23 protein-coding genes are annotated in these 22,472 nt (G+C 37.5%); 8 read left to right on the top strand and 15 right to left on the bottom strand.

Annotation, left to right across the window (positions count from 1 at the left end; all coding sequences use genetic code 11):
- The first annotated feature begins 136 nt into the window (after positions 1-136).
- The 4 genes from C9J29_RS10340 (at position 137) to C9J29_RS10325 (ending at position 5,237) form a co-directional block, all read left to right on the top strand.
- Positions 137-2,824 carry a sensor histidine kinase gene (locus tag C9J29_RS10340; protein ID WP_107922103.1) on the top strand — a complete coding sequence of 896 codons (2,688 nt, stop codon included), beginning with the start codon at positions 137-139 and terminating at the stop codon, positions 2,822-2,824.
- 8 nt (positions 2,825-2,832) lie between these two features.
- Positions 2,833-3,537, top strand: coding sequence for a response regulator (locus tag C9J29_RS10335; protein WP_107922102.1), 705 nt, complete (start codon positions 2,833-2,835; stop codon positions 3,535-3,537).
- Positions 3,538-3,690: 153 nt separating this feature from the next.
- Positions 3,691-4,194, top strand: coding sequence for a VrrA/YqfQ family protein (vrrA, locus tag C9J29_RS10330; protein WP_089986138.1), 504 nt, complete (start codon positions 3,691-3,693; stop codon positions 4,192-4,194).
- 74 nt (positions 4,195-4,268) lie between these two features.
- Positions 4,269-5,237 (top strand): 4-hydroxy-3-methylbut-2-enyl diphosphate reductase, encoded by a 969-nt coding sequence (locus C9J29_RS10325; RefSeq protein WP_008178424.1) that lies wholly within the window; start codon positions 4,269-4,271, stop codon positions 5,235-5,237.
- Positions 5,238-5,286: 49 nt separating this feature from the next.
- Here the strand turns inward: C9J29_RS10325 and C9J29_RS10320 are convergent, their stop codons facing one another.
- Together C9J29_RS10320 and C9J29_RS10315 are read right to left on the bottom strand one after the other, a co-directional pair.
- Entirely contained in the window at positions 5,287-5,988 is a 702-nt protein-coding gene (locus tag C9J29_RS10320; RefSeq protein ID WP_107922101.1) for a response regulator, read from the bottom strand.
- Between the two features lie 28 nt (positions 5,989-6,016).
- Entirely contained in the window at positions 6,017-7,597 is a 1,581-nt protein-coding gene (locus C9J29_RS10315; protein ID WP_427422511.1) for an ATP-binding protein, read from the bottom strand.
- Between the two features lie 112 nt (positions 7,598-7,709).
- Between C9J29_RS10315 and C9J29_RS10310 the strand changes: the two genes are divergently transcribed.
- Both C9J29_RS10310 and C9J29_RS10305 read left to right on the top strand, forming a co-directional pair.
- A complete protein-coding gene (locus C9J29_RS10310; protein ID WP_089986140.1) occupies positions 7,710-8,759 on the top strand; it encodes a TRAP transporter substrate-binding protein in 1,050 nt (349 codons plus the stop codon).
- A gap of 266 nt (positions 8,760-9,025) precedes the next feature.
- Complete coding sequence (locus C9J29_RS10305) at positions 9,026-10,285, top strand: dicarboxylate/amino acid:cation symporter (RefSeq protein ID WP_107922100.1); 1,260 nt, start codon at positions 9,026-9,028, stop codon at positions 10,283-10,285.
- Between the two features lie 41 nt (positions 10,286-10,326).
- Here the strand turns inward: C9J29_RS10305 and C9J29_RS10300 are convergent, their stop codons facing one another.
- A complete protein-coding gene (locus tag C9J29_RS10300; RefSeq protein ID WP_008178433.1) occupies positions 10,327-10,794 on the bottom strand; it encodes a GNAT family N-acetyltransferase in 468 nt (155 codons plus the stop codon).
- Positions 10,795-10,868: 74 nt separating this feature from the next.
- On the opposite strand from C9J29_RS10300, the gene C9J29_RS10295 reads away from it, so the two are divergent.
- Positions 10,869-11,405 carry a tubby C-terminal domain-like protein gene (locus C9J29_RS10295; RefSeq protein WP_107922099.1) on the top strand — a complete coding sequence of 179 codons (537 nt, stop codon included), beginning with the start codon at positions 10,869-10,871 and terminating at the stop codon, positions 11,403-11,405.
- Between the two features lie 80 nt (positions 11,406-11,485).
- Here the strand turns inward: C9J29_RS10295 and C9J29_RS10290 are convergent, their stop codons facing one another.
- Positions 11,486-12,109, bottom strand: a complete 624-nt coding sequence (locus C9J29_RS10290) for a hypothetical protein (RefSeq protein WP_237068802.1) — start codon at positions 12,107-12,109, stop codon at positions 11,486-11,488.
- A gap of 230 nt (positions 12,110-12,339) precedes the next feature.
- Between C9J29_RS10290 and C9J29_RS10285 the strand changes: the two genes are divergently transcribed.
- A complete protein-coding gene (locus C9J29_RS10285) occupies positions 12,340-12,519 on the top strand; it encodes a hypothetical protein (RefSeq protein ID WP_008178439.1) in 180 nt (59 codons plus the stop codon).
- Between the two features lie 117 nt (positions 12,520-12,636).
- Here C9J29_RS10285 and C9J29_RS10280 read toward each other — a convergent pair whose 3' ends face one another.
- From C9J29_RS10280 to C9J29_RS10230, 11 genes are all read right to left on the bottom strand, one after another.
- Positions 12,637-13,176: an NADPH-dependent FMN reductase gene (locus C9J29_RS10280; RefSeq protein ID WP_085961723.1), complete on the bottom strand. Its 540-nt coding sequence runs from the start codon at positions 13,174-13,176 to the stop codon at positions 12,637-12,639.
- Between the two features lie 220 nt (positions 13,177-13,396).
- Positions 13,397-13,645, bottom strand: coding sequence for a DUF2164 domain-containing protein (locus C9J29_RS10275; RefSeq protein WP_090002538.1), 249 nt, complete (start codon positions 13,643-13,645; stop codon positions 13,397-13,399).
- A gap of 101 nt (positions 13,646-13,746) precedes the next feature.
- Positions 13,747-13,971: a hypothetical protein gene (locus tag C9J29_RS10270; RefSeq protein ID WP_008178444.1), complete on the bottom strand. Its 225-nt coding sequence runs from the start codon at positions 13,969-13,971 to the stop codon at positions 13,747-13,749.
- A 15-nt stretch (positions 13,972-13,986) separates the two neighbouring features.
- Positions 13,987-15,108 (bottom strand): Nif3-like dinuclear metal center hexameric protein, encoded by a 1,122-nt coding sequence (locus tag C9J29_RS10265; protein ID WP_008178447.1) that lies wholly within the window; start codon positions 15,106-15,108, stop codon positions 13,987-13,989.
- A gap of 1 nt (position 15,109) precedes the next feature.
- Entirely contained in the window at positions 15,110-15,802 is a 693-nt protein-coding gene (locus C9J29_RS10260) for a tRNA (adenine(22)-N(1))-methyltransferase (RefSeq protein ID WP_107922098.1), read from the bottom strand.
- 164 nt (positions 15,803-15,966) lie between these two features.
- Positions 15,967-16,326 carry a cytochrome c550 gene (gene cccA / locus C9J29_RS10255; RefSeq protein ID WP_008178451.1) on the bottom strand — a complete coding sequence of 120 codons (360 nt, stop codon included), beginning with the start codon at positions 16,324-16,326 and terminating at the stop codon, positions 15,967-15,969.
- 302 nt (positions 16,327-16,628) lie between these two features.
- On the bottom strand, positions 16,629-17,195 hold the full coding sequence (locus C9J29_RS10250) for a hypothetical protein (RefSeq protein WP_025115975.1): 567 nt from the start codon (positions 17,193-17,195) through the stop codon (positions 16,629-16,631).
- Positions 17,196-17,427: 232 nt separating this feature from the next.
- Positions 17,428-18,555, bottom strand: a complete 1,128-nt coding sequence (gene rpoD / locus C9J29_RS10245; protein WP_004227165.1) for an RNA polymerase sigma factor RpoD — start codon at positions 18,553-18,555, stop codon at positions 17,428-17,430.
- A gap of 32 nt (positions 18,556-18,587) precedes the next feature.
- Entirely contained in the window at positions 18,588-20,414 is a 1,827-nt protein-coding gene (dnaG, locus tag C9J29_RS10240; protein ID WP_237068801.1) for a DNA primase, read from the bottom strand.
- 215 nt (positions 20,415-20,629) lie between these two features.
- A complete protein-coding gene (locus C9J29_RS10235; RefSeq protein WP_008178459.1) occupies positions 20,630-21,442 on the bottom strand; it encodes a pyruvate, water dikinase regulatory protein in 813 nt (270 codons plus the stop codon).
- 17 nt (positions 21,443-21,459) lie between these two features.
- Positions 21,460-22,092, bottom strand: a complete 633-nt coding sequence (locus C9J29_RS10230) for a transcriptional regulator CcpN (RefSeq protein ID WP_008178461.1) — start codon at positions 22,090-22,092, stop codon at positions 21,460-21,462.
- Between the last annotated feature and the right edge of the window lie 380 nt (positions 22,093-22,472).

Raw genomic sequence — 22,472 nt, 5'->3', positions numbered from 1 at the left:
ATGCTCTCATCATACTGACTTTGAAATTAATGTAGTGTTAGGAAATCCTTTTTTCTATTAAGAAAGGATAAAGAAGCAAAATCTTTACACTTTCTTAATGTAAGTTAACGCTATAATACAAATGAGGTGAAAGAGGATGGAAAATATACGTCCCACTCCAGAGATGTTACTTGCGAGGCTTCAACAGGAGGAACAATCTATAGGGAAATTAAAAATCTTTCTCGGCTATGCTGCAGGGGTAGGTAAAACTTATGCCATGTTAGATGCGGCACATCAGGCACAAAAACTTGGTAAAGATGTAGTGGTTGGCTATGTGGAACCGCATCCTCGTCCAGAAACGTTAGCATTACTAGAAGGACTTGAGCAAATTCCTACAAAGAAAATAACCTATAAGGGAAAAACATTTCAGGAATTAGATATAGATGCTGTGTTGCAGCGCCAACCAGAAATTGTTCTGATCGATGAATTGGCCCATTCTAATGTGCCAACCATGCGGCATAAGAAACGTTTTGGAGATGTAGAAGAACTACTTGCTAAAGGGATTCATGTTTTTACAACTGTAAATATTCAACATATTGAAAGTCTTCATGATTTAGTGGAAGAAATCACTGAGATTAAAGTGCGGGAGCGTATCCCTGATTATATAATCGATCAAGCCGCGCAAATAAAGGTTGTCGACATTGAACCAGACGAATTAATTCAACGTCTGCAAAATGGGAAGGTATATGGTAAACAACAGGCAGAGAAAGCTTTGCATTCATTTTTCCGTAAGCAAAATTTAGTATCGCTACGTGAAATCGCATTACGGCGAACAGCCGATACCATCAACTATCAACAATTAAACAGTAATGAATCTGTCAGAAACTATGTACAAATCGAAGAACACTTACTCGTAGGTATCAGTAGTTCTCCTACAAATGCAAAGGTGATTCGGACTACTGCAAGACTTGCTCAAGCATTGCATGGCAAATTTACAGCTCTTTATGTTCAAAACATGCAGGCGCATGAAAGAAATCATGCTGATTCTGAACGCCTACAACAACATATCAAACTAGTAGAACAGCTTGGCGGCCATGTTGTCATTGTTCAAGAAGATGACGTAGCTGCCGCCCTTGCCAACTATGCTCAAATTAGTGGTGTTACTAAACTTGTCATCGGTCGATCAAGTATGAGAAAAAAATGGTGGCAGCCAAACACGAAAATTAGTGATCGCCTGAACGAATATGTGCCGAATTTATCTATACACATAGTGCCCGATCAAGAAAATGAACAATTCTACTTTCCTAATATCAAAAATAAACTAGCATTTGAATGGCTGGATCTATTTAAAATGTTTATCGTATTTAGCGTAATATCCATAGTCGGCCTATATTTGTATTCAATTGATATTAGCGAGCCTAATATCATAACCATTTATATTCTAGGTGTTCTCATTCTTGCTATTTGGTCATCAGGATGGATAATGAGCATTATTAGTTCCATCGTTGCTGTTTTACTTTTTAATTATTTTTTTACAGAGCCACGGTTTTCATTTGATGCGTATCATCGTGACTATCCTATGACTTTTTTTATCATGTTTCTCTCTGGCGTAATTACTAGTAGCTTAACGAAAAAGATCAAGGCGCAAACGATTATAGCTATACGAAAATCTTATCGAATGGAAGTACTACTTGAAACAAATCGTAGACTGCAACACGCAAAGTCTATTGAGGAAATTATTACGGAAGGCATGACTCAAATTGTCAAATTAGTAGAAAAACCAGTGCAATTTTTTGAAATAGACAATCAGGTAATTGGGAAATCTACTTTTTTTCGTACGGAGAAAATCTCTACAATTGAAAATCAAAAAATAGCTACGCTTTTTAATAACCCAAATGAGCATGGCGTTGTGAGCTGGGTGACGAATAATAAGCATGTAGCTGGTGTATCCACAGATATATTTCCTGAAGTGAATGCTTACTATATACCCGTTATTTCTAATGGAAATGTGAAAGGGGTTATAGGTATTGCACTGTCTAAACTATTGCCACTTCCTGCATTTGAACGCAATATTTTGCATGCCATCATTAATGATTTTTCATTCGCAATGGATAAATGGTATTTACAGAAGCTCCACGAAGAAGTTGCGCGAGAAGCTGAAATGGAACAGATGCGAGCTAACCTTTTACGGGCAGTGTCTCATGACCTTCGAACACCGCTCACTGCTATTTCTGGAAATGCGGATATCTTACTAAACAACGCACCTCTAATACCCGATAGTGAAAAAAATAAATTGTATGAGGATATTTATAATAATTCGAAATGGCTTGTACAAATGGTTGAAAACCTACTAGCGGTTTCTAAGCTAGAGGATGGACAATTTGCTTTAGAAATGCAATTAGAATTAGTAGAAGATATTATTCAAGAGGCTCTTTCCCATGTTGTTCACCAAAATAGCTCGCATACAATATCCTATCAAATAGAACCAGAATTTTTATTAAGCCTAATGGATGCTAGATTGATCATACAGGTTTTCATCAATATCATCGATAATGCATTGACCTACACACCCCCAGGTAGTGACATTACTATTTTGGTGAAGGAATGTGATGGTTTAGTAAATTTCAGTATTTCAGATAATGGACCAGGAATTGATGATTCCTTAAAGAGTAGCTTGTTTGAGCCGTTTACGACTGGCAAGGTACAACGCAGTGATAGTAGACGTGGGCTCGGTTTAGGCTTAGCCCTGTGTCAAACAATTTTAAAATTACATGGTAGTCACATCACTGTTACAGATAATAAACCTCAAGGAACAATTTTTAACTTTTCACTGAAAAAGGAGTAAAAAATTTGATGAATAAACGAATTCTAGTAGTAGAAGATGATGTGGCCATTGCTAATTTAATAAAAATGACATTAGCTACCCAGCAGTATGAATTCGACATTGCCCAAGATGGGAATCGTGCACTTCAAAAGGCTATTACCATGAAACCAGATGTTTATATTTTGGATTTAGGACTACCGGACATAGATGGTGTAGAGCTTATTACAAAAATTAGAAGCTGGACTCAAACGCCCATTATTGTCGTCAGTGCCCGCGGGGAAGAATATGATAAGATTAACGCCCTGGATGCAGGTGCAGATGATTATGTCACGAAGCCATTCAGTGTGGAAGAATTATTAGCAAGAATTCGTGTTGCTTTAAGGAGAGCAGCCTATGAACATCCACCAGAACAGGAAAATTCAACTTTTACCAATGGTTATCTTCAAATTAATTATGTAGATCAAACAGTATTAATAAATGGCAAAGAAATACATGTCACGCCTATTGAATATAAACTTTTAGTTGTTTTATCCAAGCATGTTGGGAAAGTTCTAACGCATAATTTTATTTTAAAGGAAATCTGGCACAATGCTCTACAATCAGATATTCCAAGTTTACGGGTGTTTATGGCGACACTTCGAAAAAAAATAGAAGCTGATCCAGCACAGCCTAAACTGATACAGACACATGTGCGGGTCGGTTATCGTATGCTTCGCTATCATGAAGATGAATAAGATAAGAGGATCGTAGCAGAAGGCTTAGTTGCACTTCTGCTCTTTCATTGATGAATTCGCCTTATAAATTATCGCACCCTCCCATTAGCCTCTGCATATCATAGCTATAATCAGGTATGTCATCAATGAAAAACAAGTAGAAAGGAGATCATTATGGTATTTCGACCACCTTATCCATACCCTATGTATCCCGGTGGCATGAGAATGCCCATGCCAACACCACCACAGATGTCACCGCAGTCCTTTTTCCCGCCTGGAGGCTTCCCTGCTCAACCACGAATTCCAGGCGGCTTTCCAATGGCAAATGGAATAGGTTCCTTTGGAGGACAAATGCCGATGCCACCTGTGCAAGAAGCATCTAAAATCGGTTCATTCTTACAACAAGCAAATAGTTTATTTAATTCCGCTAAAACTTATACCCCTTATATTCAACAGGCGATGCCAATGGTTAAAAATATACCGTCCTTATTAAAATTATATAAAGGATTCCAAGGACTACCTTCGACGGGAGGCGGAGCGGCTGGCGCTGATCGTGCAGGCAGTGAAAGCAAGGCTGCTACAGGAACTAAGCGATCGGCAAGGCAAAGTACATCCGCATCATTTTCGCCTCCTGAACCAATTCCATCTAAACCACGTATTTTCCAGCCACCAATGTAAATGAACGTTTCTTTGTATTCGCCGCCCCTGTCCGTTATAATGTAGATAGGTAAAGCTTGAAAGGAGTCACAACCATGCAAGTATTAAAAATTAATCCACGTGGCTATTGCTACGGTGTTGTTGATGCGATGGTCATCGCACGAAACGCCGCACTTGATAAAACATTACCAAGACCTATCTACATTCTAGGAATGATTGTCCATAATAAACATGTCACAGACGCGTTCGAAGAAGATGGTATCATCACTTTAGACGGCGATAATCGCTTAGAAATTATCGAACAAGTTGAATCTGGTACTGTGATTTTCACAGCACATGGTGTCTCACCTGAAATTCGTGAAATTGCGAAGCGTAAAGGCCTAGTGTCCATTGATGCTACATGTCCTGATGTAACTGTTACTCACGATTTAATTCGTGAAAAATCTGCAGAAGGCTATGATATTATTTATATTGGGAAAAAAGGACATCCGGAACCTGAGGGTGCCATTGGCGTTGCACCTGATCATGTCCATTTAGTTCAATCTTCCAATGATATTGATGCGTTAAACTTAACGAATGATAAATTGCTTGTCACAAATCAAACGACAATGAGCCAATGGGATGTCGCCCATTTAATGGATAGTTTAAAAGAAAAATTCCCTCATATTGAGGTACACAAAGAGATTTGTTTAGCTACTCAAGTCCGTCAAGAAGCTGTTGCTAAGCAGGCAGGAGAAGCGGAACTATTGATTGTAGTAGGTGACCCTAAATCGAATAACTCCAATCGTTTAACGCAAGTTTCTGTTGAGATCGCTGGGACTCCTTCCTATCGTATCGCGGATGTTTCAGAGCTTAAAATAGATTGGTTAAAAGGTATTGATAAAGTTGCTGTGACAGCGGGTGCTTCAACACCAACACCTATTGTCAAAGAGGTCATTGCCTTCTTGGATCAATTTGATGAAAATGATCCATCCACACACGTTATCAAACGTACAGTAACATTAGATAAAATTCTACCGAAGATTAAAACACCTACACCTGTCGATAAAATTATGCCCCATTGATTACTAAAAAAAATCCTGCTTGTCATGATGACAAACAGGATTTTTTTCTTTATTTACTAAAATAATAGTTTATCGGACGACCAATTCCACCATAATGGACATCCATCGTAATTTTCTCTTGTTTCTCTAAATAATCTAAATATCTTCTAGCTGTCACACGAGCAATACCAACGCCACTTGCAACTTCTTCTGCCGATGCACCATCTACCGATTGCAAAAAGTGCACCACTTTTTCCAGCGTTGTACGGTTAAAGCCTTTCGGAAGGTTTTTTTCTGTTTGTAATAAGGCAGACTGTTCCAAAGGGCTTTGTCCATCACGATAATGGAATAGCTGATCCAATTCACCTTGTGTCAGCTGGCGTTCCGTTTGCGTTTGTTTTTTAAAGCGTAAATAATTTTCAAGTGTCCCTTTGACACGTTCAAACGAAAAAGGCTTCATAATATAATCAAAAACACCTAGATGCAATACTTGTTTCACCGTGTCCATATCATTCGCTGCCGTGACAGTGATAACATCTACTGGTAAGTCCAGCTCGCGAATTTTATGTAAACTAGTGATGCCATCTTGCTCCGGCATAAAAATATCCATAAATACTAAGTCAGGCTGATGTTGACGAATTTGCGTCACTCCATCTAAACCATTAGATGCTTGTCCAATCACCTGAAAGTGATCTACCTTTTCAATAAATTGACGATTCACCTCACGCACCATTGGATCATCCTCAATTAATAATACTTTGATTTGTACCAATATCAGCCCTCCATTCCAAAATTAATGCTTATGCATAGTAAAATGTTAGTAAAAAACTAGTCCCTTTATTTGGTTCACTGATGACTTCAATATCACCTTGTCCTTTTTCAACAATCTCTTTTATTAAAAATAGTCCTATTCCTCTGTATTTTTTCTCTTTTGTAGAATAGCCATTGTCAAAAATATGGCTCTTGATCTCATCTGTCATGCCAACACCGTTATCCGTGACAAGAATGGCTAAGACATCCTCGTCTTCATCGACAGAAACATGAATAACCTTTTCCTCCTCCTGTGTATCCCTTAATGCATCAAAAGCATTTTCTATTAAATTCCCAAATAGAATGACGAAATCATGATGATCTAAATTTGGTGGAAAAGATGTTAAGCGACTTTCACGGTCAATTTCCAGTCGGATTCCTTGTTCTTTAGCATAGGAAATTTTACTAAGTAATAGCCCTGATATATTTTCATTTTTAATACGTTCATTTAAAAAGTTAGTAATTTCATCGTGTTCTTCCTTTACTTGCGTTAAGTAGGATAAAGCCTGATCATGATGTCCAAGTTGTAAAAGTCCAGCTATCGTATGCAGTTTATTTTTATGCTCATGTGTTTGAACACGAAGCGCCTGGACAAATGCTCGTACCCCAGTCAGTTCTTCAGCAAGCTTTTTCACTTCTGTACGATCTTTAAACATGGCCACTGCTCCAACAGTTTCTCCATTAACCTGTATGGGAATGCGATTACTCATTATACTATGATCATTTATATACAACTCTCGGTTAAATAGAGGCTGATCAAGTTCCAAAATTTCAGGTAGTCTTGTATCCGGTAAGACGTGAAAAATTTTCTGACCAATCAAATTAGGTGGTTTTTCGTCAACCCCAAGTATTTCGCAGGCCTTCTCATTAAAAATGGTAATGGTCAAATCATTATCGATCGCAATAATCCCCTCATGCATCGCATTAAAGGTTTCCGTTCGTTCTACATACATTTTGGCAATTTCATGGGGCTCTAATCCAAACATTTGCTTTTTCATATGAAGCCCTAATGTTCGCGCACCCCATACGCTAAAGATTAAAGATAATAGTAAAGTAATGATCAGCTCCGTTTGCATCGATTGCAGTAATTCCGCCACCGTCAAAACACTATATCCAACGACCGTAACACCTATTTGTTGTCCTTGATTGTTCATGATTGGTACAAACGCTCGAACCATGTTGCCATGCTCCCCATGCGCGATTGACGTATAGTAATGTTCGGAAAAAGCAGCATTTAAATCGGCAGATTGCGAAATGCTACCCAGTTCCGCTTTATTGGGGTGAGAATACTTCTGTCTTTTCATATCCAAAACCACTATATATTGAGCACCATTTATATCTCGGATTTCTTCCACTACAGGGTTAATATGTTGTATGGCCATTTCAATGTTTTCGTGGGCAATATAGGTTTTGATTTCAGGAAGCTGCGCGACTGTTTTGGCTACTAGTAATGCTTGGTCACTAAGCTTGCTCTTTTGTTCATTCATCACATACCCCAACAAAAAAGTACCACCAATACTAAAGGAAAGCATGAGTATAAAAAAAGTCAGCGACATAATTTTTCTTTGCATCGATAACTTCTGAAATTTCAAGATAATCGCCTCCCCCCTACTATATTTTAGCTTACTCCATATGTTAGAATAACAAAAACAATAGAAAATACGAATAAATTGGGTGTATTCAATGAAAAAATTTATTATTGGAACGATTGTAACTGTCTTCTTTTTAGTGATCACCATTAGTGTTCAGCAAGGTTTGCTTTTCGCAAAGCCACTTCCATACGATGATGAGCAAAAGGGGTTAGACACACAAATTACCATCCATCTAAGTCATGTAGTAGCTGAAAATACACCAAAAGGACAGGCTGCCAATAAATTTGCTGAATTAGTAGAAGAAAAGACGAAAGGCAAAGTCAAAGTGCATGTATACTCCAATTCCTCTTTATTTAATGATGAAAATGAGTTTCAGGCTTTGCAAAAGGGAGAAGTCGAAATGATTATCCCGACCTTTTCTAAGATGACAACATATGTGCCGAATTGGCAAGTTCTTGATTTACCCTTCCTGTTTAATACAAATAAAGAGGTACAAGAAGTTCTGACAGGAACGATCGGTGATCAATTATTAAACGAGCTAGAACCTATTCATATTAAAGGACTGGGCTTTTGGTACAACGGCTTTAAGCATCTAACCTCTGTTGATCACCCTATTCATACATTTGAAGATTTACAGGGTTTACGCATTCGCACAATGCCTAGTAAAACATTGGAAAAACAATTTGAAGTTTTGAAAGCAACGCCAATTCCGATTTCATTTAGTGAGGTTTATACAGATCTAGAGAAACACGCCATTGATGCACAGGAAAATACAGCCTCTAATATTTACTCAAAAGGTTTCTACAAAGTTCAAAAACATATGACCATCACACAGCATGGTATTTTAGGCTATGCGGTATTAATGAATGAAAGCTTTTGGGATTCCTTACCAGCGAAAATTCAACATCAATTGGCGGAGGCTATGAAGGAAACAACAGATTGGCAGTTTGAACAGGCTGCCCGTATGAATGAACAAGATATGTTAAAGCTTAAACAGCAAGATGATTTTGATGTTACTACAATGAGTCTTAAGGAAAGACAGCGCTTTAAGGAGCAGCTCTCCCCTGTCTATGATTTTTATAAAACCCAAACACAAAATGATGAGATTCTAACTGAGATTCAAAAAATAGTTGCACCATAATACTTTTGGTCATTAATGATAGATCCTTACATATCGTAAGGATCTTTTCTTTTGTATTATAATAGATTACCAAAATTCAAAACTACTATAAAACAGCCTGAAACCATTGCTATTACTGCATTTACCAACCCTTTCATTGAAAAATGAACAAAATGAACAATAGAAACATTACGGTCATAAAAACTATTGTCGGAAAATTTCAGCTATGATAACGACATGAAAACGTTCACACAATCTTCATAGATGTTGTAGGGGGAGAACTATATATGCGTATAAATTTTAAAAACTTAACAGTACAAGTATTGATTGCTATTGTACTAGGGATTATAGTAGGTGCAACGTTCCCAGAGTTCGGAGCAAAGCTAAAAATATTAGCGGATATATTTATTAAACTAATTAAAATGTTAATAGCACCCATTATCTTCTTAACGGTTGTAATTGGTATTGGTAGTATGGGTGATGTCAAAAAGGTTGGGAAAATCGGTGGAAAAGCTTTAATCTATTTTGAAATTGTTTCAACATTTGCCTTGGCGATAGGTCTTATCGTTGTCAATATTGTACAACCAGGTAAAGGCTTTAATACAGAAGCCGCGAACGGAGCAGATGTCTCTCAATATATAAATGCAGCGGCGGCAGAACACGGTTTGGGTGCATTTATTATGCAAATTATCCCTGATAATGTTGTGGGTGCTCTCGCAAATGGTGAATTACTACCTGTCTTATTCTCAGCTGTATTATTTGGATTAGCAGCGGCGGCGATTGGGGAACCAGCTAAGCCAGTTATTAAATTTTTTGAACAAGTTGCGGATATCTTCTTTAAAATCGTTAATATGGTAATGAAAATTTCTCCTATTGGCGCATTTGGTGCCATGAGTTATACAATCGGCAACTTTGGACTTAAATCTCTAGGCAACTTAGGATTTTTAATGCTCTCCGTCTATATTACAATGTTTATTTTTATCGTTGTTATCATCGGATTCATTTCACATTACTTCGGTTTTAGTATTTTTAAATTTATTAAATACATTAAAGATGAAATTTTCATCGTTATTGGTACATCTTCATCTGAATCAGCATTGCCTTCCATGATGCGTAAATTAGAAAACTACGGCTGTTCTAAGCAAGTTGTGGGGCTAGTTATACCAACAGGTTATTCCTTTAACTTAGATGGAACATCCATATACTTATCGATGGCAGCTATATTTATTGCCCAAGCTTACGGTGTTGATTTAGATATTTGGCATCAAATCACATTACTAGCCATTCTAATGCTTACATCTAAGGGGGCTGCGGGTGTCACAGGCTCTGGGTTTATTACACTTGCTGCCACATTAGCAGCATTCCCGATGATTCCCGTAGAAGGAATTGCATTACTAATCGGGGTTGACCGCTTTATGTCCGAAGCTCGAGCTGTTACAAATCTTATTGGTAATGGTGTGGCGACGGTAGTTGTTTCAAAAATGGAGAAGGAATTTGATACAGAGCAGGAAAAACGTGCTCTCTCAGGTCAAATCGCACAACCTTAAATAGTTAAAAAGGCTACTAAAAGCGAGATACTTGTCTCTCCTTAGTAGCCTTTTATATAGTCCATTTTTAGAAATTCATAGACACCACCATTTGTTGCTTGCATATAAGTATGAGCGTCTTTAAATCCTACCTTGCGATATAGCTTGATTGCACGTAGATTAAATGTGGCAACCGATAAGGTAATCATTTCGCATGGATAGTTTGCCAAGACAAAATCAATAGCATTTTTTAAAAAATCATAGCCTAGGCCTTTTCCTGTAAGACTAGGTTTCATGCCTAAGCCAATCTCCATCGTTTGGTCAGCAACCGTCATAATACTAAAATAAGCAGCTAGTTCTTGTTTTTTTAAGACTGCAAAAATATTTCCTCTTGTATACGGATTGAGAAATGCTTGTAAATCCTCCTGGTCAGCCTCCATATCATAGAAAGAATAGTCACCCTCATAATGCCAGTTATAAGCTATATCCTCAGCTTGTTCTTGTGTAATGGGTCGAAAACAATAGCTCAAAACTTTATCCTCCTGTAATTTTGTGAAACCTCTGGAATGACATACTCGTATACATAATGAATGGAGGTTTCTTTATGGCAACATTTACACTTCACTATCCAAAGGCCTTTAAAAGCTTTTCTGATATTCCTATTATAAATGAAAACAACGAAACAGTGTGTGTGCTTCAGAAAGTAGAGCGTTCTTCTACTGGTAAAGTTTTAAATGCCGTATTATTAGTTGCGGCACAGCAAACTTTACCCTATCGTTATGAAACACGAACAACTTTAGGTGCCCCCCTTTTTCAAGTACAATCTACTCTGTTAACAAAAGGGGTCAGTCATCAGCTTGTTATGCCTGATGGTAGCACCATACCGATTGTCCGAAAAACAGTTCAATTATTAGAATCCTCGTACACCTTTACTATGGACAATTTGGCATTCCGTTTTGAAAAGGATTTTACTGCTACCGCCTATTTATATTGTAATGATGAGAAAATTGCCAGTGCAAGCCCAATAGAGACTGAGCTCATACGGGCGGGGCTAATGTTTAAACTTTTCCACGCTGACGACATGCACTTTGTGGCACTCCTCGCAACACTCTATCAAGCTTTATTTGCCATGAGTAAGTAAATGAGTCATGAATTTAGTTTCACATTAAGAACTTACATAGCAAAAAAGAAGGCATCCAGATTTAAAGTCTCGATGCCTTTTCAATTAATTTTTTCTCGCTCCCCATTTAATATATGAATGACATAGGAATCGCTTTGACTCACATTTGTTTGGACAATTTTTTTTACTGCACCTTCCATCTTAGTCGCTAGTTGAAGTGCCTCCGCATTGTCACCTTTTATAGTTGTTTGAATCGTAATGGTTGTTCGATTCTCTAGTATTAAATATTCGTATACATCAAATGATTGTAGCCCTTTAATTAAATCTTCAATTAATAGATTAATATCATTCCCCATCGCTTTATTTCCATCCAGCAATGACGTAAATTCCCATCTTTCAAAGACAATCGGGTAATCCTTTAAGGCAGAAGTTTTTATAGCACTTTTTGCAATAGCTTCCATATCTGTTTTAACCGACTGAACATACTCTTCTCCCCCTACAATTTGGATGACCAATTCCTTTTCCGCAGTTGTTTTAACATCTATACCGACGTATTTTTCAAGGAGCTTATCTTTTAATAGTGATAAACTCAACTCTTCTTTCGTAATTATTGGTCCTTTCTCGATATTGGCTTCTAAAGGCTTACCATCTACATATTTATTAAACAGGATGATGATCGCGATAATGGCCAGCATTAATCCTGTAACGACTCCTATCCGTTTCACAATGAAATCCCCCCTGTTAGGAAGGTATGAGCTCTGCAAATACAATATTCACCGTTTTCTATCACTGTTTTATCGTTACTATGAAATAGACCATTTCTGACATTGCTTAATTTCCCTCACATATTCCGGAACACGAAATAAATTTGCTATGTTTTGTCCTTTTTATGTCATGATTTTTAAAAAGGAGTACACTTAAGGGGTAGTAATTCTATATTTTTGGAGGGTTTTAAATGGATGCAAAAGCAGCAGAAATTAAAAATATTATGACCTTGAATCTACTCGTACAAATTCTAAAAGAGCGTGGCATTTTAACAGATAAGGAATTAAAGGAACGACTCTCAAATACGGTCAAACTATCCTCTATGGATGCTGATTTAAAAGAAAAGGTTATTGAAGAAATCGAACATTAATGGGAGTGATTCCAACAAAAACAACCGCTTCCATGCTGTGAATATAGCTGAAAGCGGCTGTCTATATATTTGCTTTTAAGAAGACAATAAGCACTTTAATATGCCTAGTGTCAAAAATTATGATCGAATTGTTTTCAAAGCTGTTGACCAAGGAATAAGCTGATCTAACATTTGATGAACGGAATCTGCCTGCACCTCTTTTGGCTTAAAGACTGAGCCGTTTTCAAAATCAGTAAATAATGATAAAGCTGGATGAACTCGCACATCGGCAACTAGTAATTCTCCAAGAATCCCTCGTAAATGCTCCGCGGCACGTGCTCCTCCAACTGAACCATAGGAAACGATACCCGCAGCTTTATTGTTCCATTCTACTCGTAAAAAGTCTAATGCATTTTTTAGTGCACCTGTAATTGAATGGTTATACTCTGCTACAATAAAGACAAAGCCGTCACATGCAGCTACTTTCTCGGACCATGTCGCTACTCCAGAAGTATCTCCCCCTGGCTCTCCAAGAAACGGTAATTTAAAATCAGCGATATCAATTATTTCATACTCCGCATCACGGCGTTTTTCTGCGACTTCCTTTACCCACGCTCCCACTTGTGGACTAACACGACCTTCTCGCGTACTTCCTAAAATAATACCGATTTTTAACATATGACCCTCCTCGTTTTCCCATTCATTTTGTGAAATCATCGTCATTCCATGTACGCGAACAACACTCGTAACCATTTTGGTCAGATACATACAGCTTTATTCATGGCCTCTATGTAGTCGCTATGAATATTTTGAATTAAACAATCTTTAATTCAAAATTAAATTACCATATTTTTTTATTTTCTGTCAATTATTTAAATTTGTAGCTTTTTTAACTAGCTTACTTTAATTTAATGGGCTGCTCCAGTGCCTCTAATTCTTCTTCCATGGAGGTAAATTGTCTTTCCACTACATATTTTGCGTCAGATACTGCTGCATTATAAATATAGGGGGCGATATTTTCCTTGATAAAATCTAACACACGCTCTGCTTCAAATTCACTAATGTCTTCATCACGATGCGTGTAGAAAAATCGCTGAATATCAGCCACTATCATTTCTTGCTGATCTTTAGTTAAACGAATAAACAAGATATATCTCTCCATTTCTGCTAATTGATTTCATGCTCATTTTATCATTATCCTTCTATTACAAAAAGGATGAACACTACCTAGTAATGTTCATCCTTATATTATTGTTTACATTCAAATGAATAACTCGTGGAAAGGAAGTTTTTTTCCTTTGATATAATAGCTTGACCCCCATCGTCTTCACATTGTACGGTCATGGCATCAATTTTCTTTTCATTCATCATATTCGTCATAACCGTCATCCCTATACCAAAAACAGCAATGAATAAACCGATTATAATCCACAGTTTACCAGCCTTATTACCAGCAGGTCTTTCATTAGCCACATCTATTCCCCTCGCTTAAACAAATAAAAATGGTTCTGTATGGATGGTCGATTGTACAAATTCAACCACATATTTTTTATCCGCACATAGCTTCGTCATTTTCTCCGCTACTCCTGCAATCATCACTTTTTCTACATGATGACCAGGGTCTACAATTTGCAGATCCATCGCTTGAGCATCCTGTGCTGTATGGAAGTACATATCACCCGTTAAAAAAACATCTGCTCCTGCACGTTTCGCTGCATAAATATACTTATTACCATCTCCACCAACAAGCGCAACCTTCTTAATCTTCGACTGTAAATCACCTACGACACGAACCGCTGGAACCTGTAACTGCTGCTTCACGAACTCTGCGAATTGTTGCAAGGTCATTTCCTTAGCTAAGTGACCTACACGCCCTAATCCCATTTTATTCGTTTGCTGTTCAAGACGAATGACATCATAGGCTGGCTCTTCATACGGATGACTAGTAAGCATTGCCTTTAAAACACGGTTTTTCATTGATTCAGGAAATACGACTTCTACCTTTACTTCCTCTTCAACATGTAATTCACCAACTGACCCAACAAATGGCTTGGCACCTGCTAACGCACGGAAACGTCCTTCACCAGCAGTTGTATAACTACATGCTTCATATTCTCCAATGCGCCCTGCTCCAGCCTTTGCTAGCGTCTCGCGTAAATCCTCAGCATTTGCAGACGGGATAAAAACAGCAAGCTTTAAAAGATGTTCTGAGTACGTTTCTTCTAGTATTGTACGGTCCTGTAGTTGAAGCGCATCTGCTAATAAATCATTAACTCCACCTTCAGCTACATCTAAATTTGTATGCGCCGCATAAACAGCGATATCATGTTTAATGAGCTTTTCATATAAGCGCCCTGCTGGATCGTCTGTACGAATATTCGCTAGACGTCTAAAAATTGGAGGATGATGTGCAATGATCAGCTCACATCCTTTTTCAATGGCCTCATTCGCAACAGCTTCATTGACATCTAAAGTGACTAATACTTTGCTAACAGGTTTATTGAGTGTACCAATCGCTAAACCGATTGGATCATTCTCCATGCAAGCTAGTTTTTTAGGCGACCATGATTCAAATACTTGAATAATTTCTTGACCATTTACCGACTTCATTTTACAAAACTCCTTCTACTAATTGAATAAGAGCCAATAACTCTGCACGTTTTTCTTCAATTTCAGGTGTTTGTTCTGCATCTTTTATGGATTGTAACACACGTTGCCAATTTTCTTTTTCCCGCGTCCATTTTTTTATAAATGCCGGTGCTTTACGGGTACTTAATTTAGGACCAAATAAAATCTCTGTTGGCGAAAGCTCCATTTGTGCTCTTTGCAACACAAGAATTTCATAGATTTTATCATCTTCCTCTAAAATTTCTTCATCGAGAATAGCCCAATTATGTGCTAAAGCCCACTCACGGATTACCTTGGCATGAATATTCGGTTGTAATATGAGACGTGTGACTCCTTGCAGCTTTTCAGGATGCTTCTCTAAAATAGAGACAATTAAGGGACCGCCCATTCCAGCAATCGTTACTGTATCGACATGGTCATTCAATTCTATTGCTGCTAAGCCATCTGCTAGACGTACCGTAATTTCTTTGTTTAATCCTTCTTTTTGTACTTGTCCCACTGCTGATTCATAAGGGCCTGCTACTACTTCCCCTGCTATCGCTGAAGAAGCTATTCCTTGATGAATTAAATAGCAAGGCAGATAGGCATGGTCACTACCTATATCCGCTACTACCGCTCCTGTGGGAACAAATTTTGCTACCATTTCTAATCGTTTCGAAAGTTTTTGTGCGTTCATTTTATACCGCCTACCTTAAATAGAGTCCATTACTAGTATGGATGATGTCGTGAAAAAAAACAAATGGAGTTGTCTCACAGTATTCATGTGGACAACCCCATTTCATGATTCTTTACATTTAAAAAGTAGCTGTACTATTTCAGTACAGCTACTTGTCAGTCATACTATTCTAAAGTAGAAATGTATTCAGCAATAGCTTTTGCTTCTGCTTCAGTTTTCATGTTTGGTTGCATTGGAGTACCTTCGATACCCTTTGTTAAAACTTCAACGATATGGGCTTCATCTAAGCCATGTAGGTTTGGACCCATACTACCAGTTAAATCACCACCGTGACAACCAATACAAGATTGTACTAGAGCTGCACCATCATCATTTGCGTCTGTAGTTTCAGTAGTTTCGCCACCGCCCTCATGTTCAGCAGCAATTTCTTTCTTGTTATCTGCACCTTGTAAAGACATGAAGAAAATAAGACCAATACCAAATGCCAGAATTAAGATGTAAGGAACGACTGGATTGTTTTTCATAAGTTTCCCCTCCTCATTTTAAGTCTACTTCTATTATAATATAGAATCAGTCAACATCTAATATTGTACTTCATTAACAAAGAAACGAAAAGCCCTATTCGCTAAGTTGTCCTTTGTTTGTAACAAATTCGACATTTCTGTATCTATTGGATAAAATATGTCTTGCCAAACCAAATTTTGGGCAATTTCACAACTTTTTTTCATACTGTTATCATACCCTTTGCATACATTCATATACCAAAAAAATAAAAAATCCGCACACATGATATAAAGTGTGCAGATCATTTATAAGGGTCAAAAAATTACAATAAGTTTATGATATAATAGCCAATCAGTGCTAGTAATCCTAAAACACCGGAGACTGTGAAATAGAGTAGCTTCATTTTAATACCTGACCAAAGCCAAATAAGACAATTGGCTGCAATCAAGCAAAATAAAACGATATTATCTCCACTAAAATATGTAGTGCACACACGGATAGATATACTAAATAATAGGATGGCGGCAAGTAAATGAAATATAGGAGCTAATAGATGTTTTTTTTGCGCCATTTGGAACGCAGCGATAAATAATATGCATGCACCTATACCTACGACAACGGTTAAAATCAGTGTTAATGATTTTATTGTAAAATAGATAGCTAAAACAGCTATTATAGCGATACATAGACTTGCTACCAAAAGAAGCATCTTTCTTTTTTCAGATGGCAAGATTGCTTGTTTAGGATCTTGAACCGGTTCTAACTCCTCTATATCAGCCCCCTCTGTATAAAGAGCTGCTAAAAAGTCACAATAGTGCTCTGGTAATAGCTTATTTTGCTTCCAAAACAAAATTTCATTTAGAATAATTTTTTTCCGGGGATTCGTCATCATGTTAACTCCAAACATTGCTTAATAATGGTTGCATTACAATTTTATCTCACAGCCTTCGGAAATACATCTGTATAAAGTCGCAAATCTCTCATTCCCTTCATTCTAATTATCTATTATTAGCTGAAACAAGATTGGGGAATAACGGGGCTATTTACCTTTTCAATGGTATAAAAAAGGAGCGATCCAACTAGGTATTTTCACACTAGTAGGATCGCTCCATCTATTTAAATTATTCTAAGAAGTCTTTTAGACGCTTACTACGAGAAGGGTGGCGTAATTTTCTTAGAGCCTTCGCTTCAATTTGACGAATACGTTCACGTGTTACGCCAAAAACCTTACCTACCTCTTCTAAAGTTCTTGTACGACCATCATCTAAACCAAAACGTAAACGAAGTACGTTTTCTTCACGGTCTGTTAATGTATCAAGGACATCTTCTAGCTGTTCTTTTAACAATTCATAAGCTGCATGGTCAGATGGAGATTGTGCTTCAGAATCCTCGATAAAGTCTCCTAAATGGGAATCATCTTCTTCTCCTATCGGTGTTTCAAGAGATACTGGTTCTTGTGCAATTTTTAAAATTTCGCGTACTTTTTCTGGCGTTAAATCCATTTCTTCGCCAATTTCTTCTGGAGAAGGTTCTCGGCCAAGATCTTGTAAAAGTTGACGTTGTACACGTATTAATTTATTAATGGTTTCGACCATATGAACCGGAATACGAATTGTACGTGCTTGGTCTGCAATGGCACGCGTAATAGCCTGACGAATCCACCATGTTGCGTACGTAGAGAATTTAAACCCTTTACGGTAATCAAATTTCTCAACGGCCTTAATAAGACCCATATTCCCCTCTTGAATTAAATCAAGGAATAGCATTCCACGACCTACATAACGTTTAGCGATAGATACTACCAGACGTAAGTTTGCTTCTGCAAGACGTTTACGTGCTTCTTCATCACCTTGCTCAATACGCTCAGCAAGTGCGATTTCTTGCTCTGCAGATAGTAAATCAACTCGACCGATTTCCTTTAAATACATACGCACAGGGTCATTGATTTTAACACCTGGTGGTACACTCAAATCATTTAAGTCGAAAGTCTCTTCGTTCGCTTCTTCTTTCATTAGACTTTCTTCTTCAAATTCTTCTTTTCCAATGATTTGAATATCTTTATGCTTTTCAAGATCCTCAGCAAAATGGAAAATTTCTTCATTTTCCAATTCATAAGGTGTTAATTTCTCTGAAATTTCTTTCATAGAAATTTCACCCTCTGTTTTTGCTTTTTCTTGTAGGAATTTTTTTGCATCATCTAATGTAATTTCTACTTCTATCTCTTTTGAACGTTCTGACTTGTCCGCCATAAACCTTCCTCCTTCTAAACAACCGAATCGGGTTAAATCGCCGATAACGATTTTCTTAAATGAATAATCTGTTGGGCGATTTCAAGTGCACGTGCATACTCATGCATCTTCTCCGCTTCCTTTGACTCATGCATCTTTTGATAAATTTCTTGCTCAATTCTATATTTTTGAAGCTGACGGATTGAGTCCACAACCTCTGCCTCTGCTTGATCAGGATCTCGCTCGACTAAAGCCGCTTCCATAACAATTTTCCGTAATTCAGCGTCATCCAAAACCTCCATAAAGCGTTGATAATCAGGATGACCATATTCCTCATAAAATCCTACTAAGCGAACAAAAACAGCCATATAAGCATCTCGAACAAATGGCTCTTTTTGCTCACTCCGTAATACCCTGTCCACTACATCTATATTATGAAGCATATGAGCCAGTAATAAACGTTCGGCACGTTCAGCAGCATCCATAGGCTTTTGTTGTTGCGTGACTGGCATTGAAGGCGTTTGTGTCGGCATTTCTGGTTTTGCAGAACGTACCTGATTCGCCTCCAGCTTTCGGAATTGGGCATAAATGGCTTCTTCCGAAATATTTGTTTCATTTGATAGCTGTCGTATATACAAATCTCGTTCAACTGGCGACGATCTACCTATGAGCTGTTCAAGGACTTCTTGTATATATTGAAGCGTATCATTTTCAAATTGAAAGTTCTTATTTCGTCTAGCATGCATCATCATAAAAGCAATATACGCATGAGGGTTTTCCAAAATTTGTTCCTTAAATGCTTGTCCGCCTAACGTGCGAATATATTCATCAGGGTCCAATTTTTCTGGTAAAACAGCAATATCAACTTTCATGCGCTCCGTATGCAAAAGCTGCGCCGCTCTTTTCGCTGCATCAAATCCAGCATTATCACCATCATAGCAAATCGTAATTTGCTCAACTAAGCGCTTAAGCTTTGTGATATGCTGATTTGTTAGCGAGGTACCCATTGTTGCTACGGCATTCATAACACCTACAGAGTTAGCTGCTAACACATCCATAAAACCTTCCATCAATACTACTTGACGATTTTTTCTGATAGAAGTTCGTGCTTTATCTAGGTTATAGAGCACTTCACTTTTCTGAAATATTGGTGATTCTGGACTATTTAAATATTTCGCTTCCTCACCCGTTGATGAAAGTATTCGTCCTGAGAAGGCAATAATTTTACCATTCTCATCTCGAATCGGGAACATGATCCTTCCTCTAAAACGATCAAAATAACGTTCTTCTCCCTCTCGCTTAATAATTAGCCCACTTTCCGCCATTTCTTGTAAGTTATAACCTTTTCTTTCAAGCAATATGGTTAGGGCGTCAAAGCTTGGGAGAGACCAACCGATGTTATTAGATTCTATAAGCTCCCTTGTAAATCCTCTTTCTAGCAAATAATTTAAAGGTTCTTCGCCATCCTCTGTATTTAACAGTAGATGGTGGAAAAAATCTGCTGTAAAAGCGTGTGCTTCTTTCATCCTTTCTTCCGCTTTAGAAATCTTTTTTGTTCCCCCGGGAAAACTTGGCTCAACATCTAAATGTATGCCAGCTCGTTCTCCAAGTTTCACAACTGCATCAGGAAAAGATATGCCTTCAATGTCCATTACAAAAGTAATGGCATTTCCCCCTGCACCACATCCAAAGCAATGGAATATTTGCTTGTCCGTTGATACAGAGAAAGACGGTGTTTGTTCTCCATGGAATGGACAGAGGCCAAACCAATTTCGCCCACGCTTGGTCAGCTGCATGTATTCACTAATAACATCAACGATATCTGATTGTGTACGAATCTGTTCAATTACTTCCTCTGGAATCTTCCCTGCCAAATCCATCATCACCATCTTTAATAATTACGTTCTAGAAACACAATTCGCTATTCGTTTTAAAATTCCTTTATTTCTCGACAAAAAATTAGGATTTTTCTCTTATAAATATTTTTACCACAATTTTATTATTATAAAACAAAAATTAGTTTTTATCTATACTAATTTCAAAATCCACTCAAAAAAACCGCCTCTATCACCGAGGTGGTTTATTTTCGTACAATTTATTTGCAAGTCAAAATATGTTCTATGATAGTATTTGCTGTCTCTTCCACAGCTTTATTAGTCACATCTATTACTCGACAGCCTATTTTGCCGACAATCTTTTCAAAATGTTGAATCTCTTCTAAAATACGATTATGTTGCGCATAGATGGCATCATCATTTAATCCGAGAGACATTAATCTTTCTTTCCTTATAGAATTTAACTTCTCAGGAGAGATGATTAACCCAAAACATTTTTTAGGGTCCAACTGTAATAGCTCTTCAGGTGGTTCTACTTCAGGAACTAAAGGAACATTCGCCACCTTATACTTTTTATGTGCTAAATATTGTGAAAGGGGCGTTTTAGATGTTCGGGATACGCCTACCAACACGATATCAGCTTGTAATAATCCACGGGGATCACGACCATCATCATATTTTACTGCAAATTCAATGGCTTCAATTTTTTTAAAATAATCATCGTCAAGCATATGAACAATTCCAGGTGTCTCCAATGGATTTTCTTCCATAAAGGTTGCCATTGATTGTAATGCAGGACCTATTATATCGACTGCATGTATCTTTTCCTGTTCACATAAATCACGTAATAGCTTTCGCATTTCTTGACGAACAAGTGTGTAAACAATAAATGCTTGTTGTTGTGCTGCAAGGAAAACAATCTTACGAATAAGCTCCTCCGATTGAATATGTGGAAATCGTCGGATAACAGTATTCTCTAGACCGGGTCGAAACTGGCTAATTACTGCTTTTGCAACTTGGTCGCCAGTTTCACCAACAGAGTCAGATACAACAAATACGCGTAGTCTTTTCATGCAGCTCTCCTTCAAATTTAGTCATTTTGCGCAAGAGATAAGAAAGCTCGTGTAATCGTTGTTTTTGTAAGACGGCCTATAATCGTCAAACCACCCTCTTGTGGTTCAACTACTGGTAGCGAATCAACTTCTCGTTCAATGAGCTTGTTCGCGGCAACAACCAAAGAATCTGATCTTTCACAGTACGAAATATTAGGCATACGTGTCATAATTATATGTACAGGAATTTTATTTAAATCCTGCGTGCCAATACTTGTACGCAGTAAATCTTTGCGAGATAGTACGCCTGTCAAAAACTCATTCTTATCTACGACAAAGAGTGTACCAACATCTTCTGAAAACATAAAGCAAATTGCATCATAAACCGTCATTGTTTCTGGGACAACTACAGGGCCTGAATGAAAATCCTTTACTTTTAAATTGTGAATACTATCCATCAATGTAACGGATGCCTTTTTCCCTGAATAGAAATAACCAACTCGTGGTCTTGCATCTAAAAATCCCGCCATCGTAAGGATCGCTAAATCTGGTCTTAAAGTCGCTCTAGTCAGATTGAGACGTTCTGCAATATGTTCCCCAGTAATAGGGCCGTTTTCTTTCACAATTTGTAAAATGTTTTCCTGACGTTTATTGAGTTCGATTGGACTCACCGCCTCAAATCTAATAGTGTTATACTTATGCTCAATTATTATATACTATAGAATGATAGGTATGCAAAGTATTACACTAATTCTATACAAAAGGTGTTATATTAATGCTTTGCATAATTAAAGCAGTATTTCAATTATACAACATACTGCATATAATAGCAGTAATCTGTATTAAGTTATGGCGGATATGTGTAGAGGATTTTAGATTGAGGGTAATTTCTTTAATTTGTATTTTTGTCATGAAGGCTACACGACTTGTTGAATCGCTTATAAACGAGCATCATCAATCATGCTATTAACACTATTCGTATTCCTCTGGAAGTTCTAAAATCAATTATCAAAAGCCTTTACGGCCGGTTGTTGAACACTTCAAATTGTCC

The sequence above is a fragment of the Lysinibacillus fusiformis genome (genome assembly GCF_003049525.1).
Classification (GTDB): domain Bacteria; phylum Bacillota; class Bacilli; order Bacillales_A; family Planococcaceae; genus Lysinibacillus; species Lysinibacillus fusiformis.
The sequence above is the reverse complement of the archived record's forward strand: the minus strand, read 5'-3'. Positions and strand labels throughout refer to the sequence as shown.